This window comes from Elstera litoralis, assembly GCF_000963705.1.
Lineage (GTDB): Bacteria > Pseudomonadota > Alphaproteobacteria > Elsterales > Elsteraceae > Elstera > Elstera litoralis.
Genome location: NZ_LAJY01000439.1, coordinates 1 through 5,316 on the forward strand (window position 1 = coordinate 1; position 5,316 = coordinate 5,316).

Sequence of the window (5,316 nt, forward strand, 5' to 3'; positions counted from 1 at the left end):
CATCTTGGGCGAGCTGCCGATTCTCAAGCATCTTGACGGTTTGCCGAGCCTGAAGAGCTATCAGCTCATTCCCAAAATCGGCGGTCAGATCCAGCGGACGCTCGATCTAACCTCGGTCCTCGCTAAAATCTATCTGGTGCATGAAGACGGCGCGCAAGTGGATCGGGATTACGCTAAGATCCGCGAACTGGAAGCGGCCTACCCACCGAAAGTTGCCGTCGCCGCCTAGGTTACAGGGCTGTCACATTAAAATCATCGCTCTGGCATAAAGCCGCCGCGCCCCTAGGGCAGTATATACGCTCGGTCTCGTGTGAGGAGTTGGGCGATGCGGCGGTTTTTGATTTTGAGCTTATTGGCTTTCGGAACGGCGAGCGCTGCCCAGGCCGACGAAATCACTTTGGCCGCCGATGTCTGGTGCCCTTACAACTGTGCCCCCGGTGCGGAGCGTCCCGGCTACATGGTCGAAATCGCGGCGCAGGCCTTCGAGAGCGCCGGGCATAAGCTTACCTATAAAACGATGCCTTGGGCGCGTGCCCTCGCCGATGTCGAAGCCGGCAAGCTCAGCGGCGCTTTGGGCGCGTCGCCGGAAGAGGCGGCGGGTTTGCTCTACCCGAAGCAACCGCTGGCCCAGTCGCGCAATATGCTCGTAGCGCGGGCGGGCGATAGTTTTGCCTGGACCTCGATCAAATCGCTCGAACCCCACGCGCTCGGCACGATTCTCGATTATTCCTACGGCTCGGTGATTGATGCCTATATCAAGGCGAATATCAAAAACACCAACCGCATTCAGGTGATGGGCGGCGACGAGCCGTTGAAGGGCAATTTACGCAAGCTTCTCGCCGGGCGCATCGCCCTGACCATCGACGATGCGAATGTCATGGCCTATGAACTTGCCGACCAAAAACTGACCGAGGCGGTGCGCCTCGTCGATATGGGCGATGCGCCGAGCCCGCTCTATATCGCCTTCTCGCCCAAACTTCCGCAGTCGGCGACCTACGCCAAGCTGCTGGATGACACTATTGTGAAACTGCGCGCCTCCGGCGGTTTGGAGAAAATCCTCGCCCGCTACGGGCTGCACGATTGGGAGACGGCGAAGCCCGCCGCCTCCGCCGCCGGGACTAATTCCTAAGGCTGGCGCTGGCCAACAGCGCGCCGAAGCCGAGCAAGAGCGCGCCGAAAGCCCGGTCAATCCAGTGACGAACGGCGAGCAGCCGCGCCTGAATCCGCCCGGTTGAGAAGAACAGCGCGACCAGGGCGAACCAGCCGATATGGGCGATGGCGATAAACCCGCCATAGCCGAGTTGCACGGCCAGCGGCGTGCTCGGCTGCACTACCTGCATGAACAGGCTGACAATAAAGACTGTGGTTTTCGGGTTCAGCGCATTGGTTAGAAAGCCAATGCGCAGCGCCGCCCCATCGCTCAGTGCCGTCTCCGGGGCAGCGGCGCGTGGCGCGCTGGGGCGAGCAAAGATCATCTTACCGCCGAGCCAAATAAGATAGGCCGCGCCGATCAGCTTCAGCACGGTGAAGAGCAGCAGCGACTGCTGAATGACGACGCCGATGCCGAGTAATGTGTAGCCAATATGCACCATAACACCGCCGCCGATGCCGAGCGCGGTCAGCAGCCCGGCACGGCGCGAGCGCAGCAGGCTATTGCGCGACACCATCGCAAAATCGGGGCCGGGGCTGATGACGGCCAGCATCGTAATCGTGATAACGGCGAGAAACTCGGTCATGGGGGTATCTCCTCGGCAAATCTGCTATAGGGGATTTACCCGCATCGGCAGGCCTTGAATAACGATGGTTTCTGACCTTGTCCGTGAGAAAATCTCACCGATACTCTCTGACCGGCTGCCACCGCTGGGCGCGTTGCGCTGTTTCGAGGCGGCGGCGCGGCACGAAAGTTTCACCCAGGCGGCGGAAGAGTTGCATCTCACCCACGGCGCGATCAGCCGGGCGGTGCGGGCGCTGGAAGACGAGCTTGGCATCGCCCTCTTCGCGCGGCGCAATCGCCGGGTCTATCTCACCGACGCGGGACGGCTGTTGCATCAGGCGGCGGCGGAAGCTTTCGGGATTTTGCACAGCGCCGCGCGCCGCCTGCGCCGTCACGCGCAGCAACAGCCGCTGGTGCTCTCCTGCGAGCCGACGCTGTTGATGCGCTGGCTCATTCCGCGCCTGCCGGGGTTTACCGAAGCGTATCCTGGCCTACCGCTGCGCCTGGTCGCGGGTGGCGGGGCGGCGGTGTTTAGCGACGGGATCGATCTTGCCATTCGCCGCAACGATCATCCGGTGCTGCCCGGCGCGGCGTCGGTCGCGCTGTTTTTGGAACAGGTCGGCCCCGTCTGTGCGCCGCGCTGCCTTGATCCGCACACGGGCCAACTTTCGGCGAATGTGGTGCGCCTCCATACCCGTACCCGCCCGGAAGCCTGGGCCGCTTGGGCGCAGCGGGCGGGGGTTTCTCTGCCGCCGGGGCCGGAGACCGAGTTCGAGCATTTTTACCTCAGCCTGCAAGCCGCCGTCGCGGGTTTAGGCGTCGCCATCGGCCCTTACCGGCTGGTCTGTGACGATCTGGCGGCGGGCTTGCTGGTCGCGCCCTTCGGGTTTAGCCCCGATGGCAGCGCCTATCATCTGCTCACCCCGCGCCCGATTCAGCTCGGCTCGTCGGAAGCACTGCTGCTGGCGTGGCTGCGGGGGCTATCGCCTTAACGCCGATCTTGCCAGCGGCATGGCATCTGGCCCAGCATGGGGCCGCCTTCTTTTGCCGGAGTTCTTTATGGTCGATCTTTCCGCCTTTCCGCTCACTCAGCGCTGGCCCGCCCAGCACCCCGACCGGATTCAGCTCTACTCGCTGCCAACGCCAAATGGGGTGAAAGTCTCCATTATGTTGGAAGAAGTCGGGCTGCCCTACGAACCCCATACGATCAATATCGGCCAGAATGAAACCTGGGGGCCGGAGTTTTTATCGCTCAACCCGAACGGTAAGATTCCGGCGATCATCGATCCCAACGGCCCCGACGGCAAACCCTTCGGCCTGTTTGAATCGGGCGCTATTTTGGTTTATCTCGCCGAGAAGACCGGCCAATTGCTGCCCGCCGACCCGGCCCAGCGTTACGAGACGCTGCAATGGCTGTTCTTCCAAATGGCCGCCGTCGGGCCGATGTTCGGCCAGTTGGGCTATTTCCATAAGTTCGCCGGGCGCGAGATTGAGGATAAGCGCCCGCTGGAGCGCTACCGCGCCGAAACGCAACGGCTGCTCGGCGTGCTCGAAACCCGCCTGGCGGGGCGGACGTGGATCATGGGCGAGGCGTATACCATCGCCGATATTTCCCTGCTGGGCTGGGTGCGCAATCTCATCGGCTTCTATGGCGCGGGCGATTTGGTCGATTACGCCAGCCTCACGCAGGTTCCGGCGTGGCTCGAACGCGGGTTGGCGCGTCCGGCGGTTCAGCGCGGACTTGATATTCCGGCGCGGCCGTAAGGGGCGGCGATGGCGCGGTCGGCCCCCGAATTTCAACTTCTCCCCTGCGCGCTGCCGGGCGTGCAGAGAGTGCGGGCCGACACGCGCCATCAGTTCCCAAAACATATCCACGAGGGTTTCGGCATCGGCCTCATCCATCGCGGCGCGCAGAAATCCTTAAGCGGGCGCGGGATGGTCGAAGCCGGGCCGGGGCAGGTGATTACCGTTAACCCCGGCGAGGTGCATGACGGGCGTCCGATTGGCGACGGGGGGCGGTTCTGGACGATGCTCTACCTGACGCCGGCGGCAATGGCGCGCGCGGCGGCGGAAATCGACCCAAGCCTCTCGGGCGATATCGAGTTCACGGAGCCCGTATTACCCCACGCCGCGCCCGCGACGGGGCTCTTTACCGCGAACGGCGACGCCCTCTTCCAGGAAGAACGGTTGCTGCTTTTACTCGCGGGGCTGCTGCGCCGAAAGCCGGAGGTTGCCGAGGCCGTGCCCCCCGGTCTGCGCCACGCCCGCGCTTTGATCGACAGCGACCCCGGCGCGCCGCTGCACCTCAGCGATTTGGCCGAGGTGGCGGGCCTCAGCCGCTTTCAGATCGTGCGCAGTTTCATGCGCTTAACGGGGCTCACGCCCCATGCCTATCTGGTTCAGCGCCGCTTACAATATGCCCGCCGTTTGATGGACGAGGCGCTGCCGCTGGCGGAGGTTGCCGTCGCGGCAGGCTTTGCCGATCAAAGCCATTTCACCCGGCTGTTTGCCCGGCAGTTTTGGCCTATCGCCCGGTGCCTTCCGGCGGGCACTGGGCTGAGGGCTGCAATTTTCTTCAAGAAACCGCGCGCGGGTTTCGGCTTAGCTGGGCCATTGCGACGAACCGGGGGCTTGAAGAATGTTTATGCACGCAGCCGAAATTTGGCAGGCGTTTCCCGATCTTGCGGCGGGCGCGGTGACGGTCGAAGGCGCTTATGCCGGGGCGGCGTCGCTCGACGGGCTTCACGCCCAGGCCGCCGCGCGGCTCGCGGCGGGACCGGAGGGGGAGTTTCCGGAAATCCAAGCGTGGCGGCGAGCCTTTACCAAACTCGGCCTGAAGCCGACGCAGTATCGCTGCGCTAGCGAAGCCTTACTGCGCCGGGTTCGGCAAAGCGGCACGATCCCCGCCCTGCATCCGCTGATCGACCTCTGCAACGCCGTCTCGCTGGCAACCGCCCTGCCGGTCGCGGTTTTCGACTTAACCCAGATCGGAGGCAGTCTCACGGTGCGCTTCGCGCGGGGCGATGAGCGCTTCGAGGCTTTCTCCGGGGAGTTGGAAACGCCGCCTGCGGGGGAAGTGATCTTCGCCGACGCGGCTGGTAACGCTCATGCCCGCCGCTGGTGCAACCGCCAAGGCCGCCGCGCCGCCGTCGGCCCCGCAACGACGCGGGCTTTGATCGTCGTAGAAGCACTGCACGCCGACGCCGCGAGGGATATTCAAACGGCGCTCACCCAGCTCACCGAGCGCCTTGGCCCGCAGGCGCATCAGCCGATGCGGCTGACGGCGCAAAACCCACTCTACCGATTTTAAGGAATTTGGTGCGCGGTCGGAGCCGAATTATTCATTTGCTCGGTGTGTCGTCTTCAAGGCGGGCGGCGGTTTATGATTGGGTATGCGCCCGCTTTTCCTGGTAAGGCCGGGTCGGCGAAATCGCCATAGTTTACCATGCCATCAGAGAATAGCAGAACGCCTACGCCACCCTTGGTATAGTGTTTCTGGTGTTCTTGTCAGTCAAGCTGCCGTCCGCTGACCCCCTAACGTCTTGACAGTCGTCGCCCGAACTTGCGACCATGCTTTTCCCGACAAAACGATTATTCGAGAG

The 5,316-nt window shown here is 63.4% G+C and carries 6 protein-coding genes and 1 pseudogene; 6 read left to right on the forward strand and 1 reads right to left on the reverse strand.

Annotated elements, in window-relative coordinates; all coding sequences use genetic code 11:
• Both VZ95_RS25775 and VZ95_RS15300 read left to right on the forward strand, forming a co-directional pair.
• Window positions 1-229: pseudogene (locus VZ95_RS25775) on the forward strand (GNAT family N-acetyltransferase); the annotation flags it as partial.
• Window positions 230-325: 96 nt separating this feature from the next.
• Entirely contained in the window at window positions 326-1,129 is an 804-nt protein-coding gene (locus tag VZ95_RS15300) for a substrate-binding periplasmic protein (RefSeq protein WP_045776627.1), read from the forward strand.
• Here the strand turns inward: VZ95_RS15300 and VZ95_RS15305 are convergent.
• Window positions 1,119-1,736 (reverse strand): LysE family translocator, encoded by a 618-nt coding sequence (locus VZ95_RS15305; RefSeq protein ID WP_045776628.1) that lies wholly within the window; start codon window positions 1,734-1,736, stop codon window positions 1,119-1,121. The two genes, VZ95_RS15300 and VZ95_RS15305, sit on opposite strands and share 11 nt — an antisense overlap.
• Window positions 1,737-1,800: 64 nt before the next feature.
• Here VZ95_RS15305 and VZ95_RS15310 point away from each other — a divergent pair, with 64 nt between their 5' ends.
• The 4 genes from VZ95_RS15310 to VZ95_RS27300 all read left to right on the forward strand — a co-directional run bounded on the left by VZ95_RS15310 (window position 1,801) and on the right by VZ95_RS27300 (window position 5,024).
• Window positions 1,801-2,706 carry a LysR family transcriptional regulator gene (locus VZ95_RS15310; protein WP_045776629.1) on the forward strand — a complete coding sequence of 302 codons (906 nt, stop codon included), beginning with the start codon at window positions 1,801-1,803 and terminating at the stop codon, window positions 2,704-2,706.
• A 67-nt stretch (window positions 2,707-2,773) separates the two neighbouring features.
• Entirely contained in the window at window positions 2,774-3,478 is a 705-nt protein-coding gene (locus tag VZ95_RS15315) for a glutathione S-transferase N-terminal domain-containing protein (protein WP_045776630.1), read from the forward strand.
• A 9-nt stretch (window positions 3,479-3,487) separates the two neighbouring features.
• Window positions 3,488-4,576 carry a helix-turn-helix transcriptional regulator gene (locus VZ95_RS25780; protein ID WP_198148336.1) on the forward strand — a complete coding sequence of 363 codons (1,089 nt, stop codon included), beginning with the start codon at window positions 3,488-3,490 and terminating at the stop codon, window positions 4,574-4,576.
• Window positions 4,548-5,024, forward strand: coding sequence for a B3/B4 domain-containing protein (locus VZ95_RS27300; RefSeq protein ID WP_232302683.1), 477 nt, complete (start codon window positions 4,548-4,550; stop codon window positions 5,022-5,024). The genes VZ95_RS25780 and VZ95_RS27300 overlap by 29 nt, the downstream gene beginning before the upstream one ends.
• Window positions 5,025-5,316: the final 292 nt, after the last annotated feature.

Bases quoted from the DNA above. Each gene is read 5' to 3' on its own strand.
- VZ95_RS15300 (WP_045776627.1), top strand. From the start codon at position 326: ATGCGGCGGTTTTTGATTTTGAGCTTATTGGCTTTCGGAACGGCGAGC.
- VZ95_RS15305 (WP_045776628.1), bottom strand. From the start codon at position 1,736: ATGACCGAGTTTCTCGCCGTTATCACGATTACGATGCTGGCCGTCATC.
- VZ95_RS15310 (WP_045776629.1), top strand. From the start codon at position 1,801: ATGGTTTCTGACCTTGTCCGTGAGAAAATCTCACCGATACTCTCTGAC.
- VZ95_RS15315 (WP_045776630.1), top strand. From the start codon at position 2,774: ATGGTCGATCTTTCCGCCTTTCCGCTCACTCAGCGCTGGCCCGCCCAG.
- VZ95_RS25780 (WP_198148336.1), top strand. From the start codon at position 3,488: ATGGCGCGGTCGGCCCCCGAATTTCAACTTCTCCCCTGCGCGCTGCCG.